The sequence below is a fragment of the Paenibacillus sp. AR247 genome (genome assembly GCF_002968895.1).
GTDB classification, from domain to species: Bacteria; Bacillota; Bacilli; order Paenibacillales; family Paenibacillaceae; genus Paenibacillus_AQ; species Paenibacillus_AQ favisporus.
This window is the reverse complement of record NZ_PCZT01000010.1, coordinates 104,612-105,958: the sequence shown is the minus strand read 5'-3', so window position 1 is coordinate 105,958 and position 1,347 is coordinate 104,612. Positions and strand designations below refer to the sequence as shown.

At 56.0% G+C, this 1,347-nt stretch carries 2 protein-coding genes; both read left to right on the top strand.

Annotated elements, in window-relative coordinates; translation table 11 throughout:
- Window positions 1-214: 214 nt before the first annotated feature.
- Window positions 215-808, top strand: coding sequence for an MFS transporter (locus CPT76_RS41570; RefSeq protein WP_308737642.1), 594 nt, complete (start codon window positions 215-217; stop codon window positions 806-808).
- Window positions 798-1,307, top strand: a complete 510-nt coding sequence (locus CPT76_RS41565) for an MFS transporter (RefSeq protein ID WP_308737641.1) — start codon at window positions 798-800, stop codon at window positions 1,305-1,307. The genes CPT76_RS41570 and CPT76_RS41565 overlap by 11 nt, the downstream gene beginning before the upstream one ends.
- Window positions 1,308-1,347 lie beyond the last annotated feature (40 nt).

Genomic DNA, 1,347 nt, shown 5'->3' with positions numbered 1-1,347 from the left:
CGTCCTGTCCGTGGCATACAATTACCCCCTTCATGAATTTTATACTAATCGATCCAGAAGTTCTTGACAAGTCAGCCGAGCTGAACTTAATATATGGAATGATCGATCCAGAAACTATGTTACCATTCGAAGGAGGTCACTCACTTGTCCCATATGTCATCTTCCACGGAAGTGGTCCAGCCGGCATATTCCGGCCGGGCTGCTGCCGCACATCGTGGAAGGGCTGAATATTTCCAAAGGAATGGCGGGTCAGCTCGTCACCCTGTATGCCATCGGCTCGCTTGTTGCAGCCATTCCGTTTGCCATGTTTACCGCCGGGATGAGACGGCGTCCGCTGCTGCTCGCCATTATTGCCGGATTTTTGGTATTCAACACCATTACCGCTATTTCGAGCAATTATGCCCTGACGCTTTTAGCCCGTTTTTTTGCCGGTGTGGCCGCCGGTGCGGCGTGGGGCATGATCGCCGGGTACGCGCGGCGGATGGTGCCGGATGCCTTAAAAGGCCGCGCCTTGGCAGTCGCCATGGTAGGAACGCCGATTGCCCTTACCTTCGGCGTACCGGCCGGAACCTTGCTCGGCGACCTGTTCGGCTGGCGGGCCGTATTTGGGCTTATGTCCCTTCTGACCCTTGTTCTCATGGTTTGGGTGCTGTGGAAGGTGCCTGATTATCCCGGGCAGCCCGCAGATGAGCGCATGACGATGGGTCAAGTGTTTGTATTGCCCGGCATCCGCCCCATTCTTATGGTGGTACTCACCTGGATGTTGGCCCATAATATCCTATATACGTATATTGCGGTTGGCCCATAATATCCTATATACGTATATTGCGCCGTTTCTCGAGCGTTCCGGTCTTGGCAGCCGCGTTGATCTGGTCCTTCTGATCTTTGGTCTCGCGGCGATTGTGTCTATCTGGATCGTCGGTTTGCTCATCGACCGCAAGCTGCGCCTGTTGACGCTGCTCAGTCTGCTTGGTTTTGCGCTGGTTTCGGCCGCATTGTGGGTTGGCGGCACATCGGTACCGGTCGTCTATGCCGCCGTCGCATTGTGGGGGCTTACCTTCGGCGGAGCAGCTACGCTGCTGCAAACCGCCCAAGCGAATGCAAGCGGCGAAGAAGGCGTGGACATCGTGATGCCCATCAATACGACCGTATGGAATCTGGCCATCGCCGGCGGGGGCATCGTCGGCGGGGCCTTGCTGGAGCTCATCGGCGTCCAGTCGTTCCCGGCCGTGCTGCTGATTCTGCTGCTGATCGCTTGGATCATCGCATGGAGCGCGAAGCGGCATGGCTTTCCCGGAAAAAGATAATCGTCTTTGTCCTATCCCACTGTTAAAGGAGAAATACACA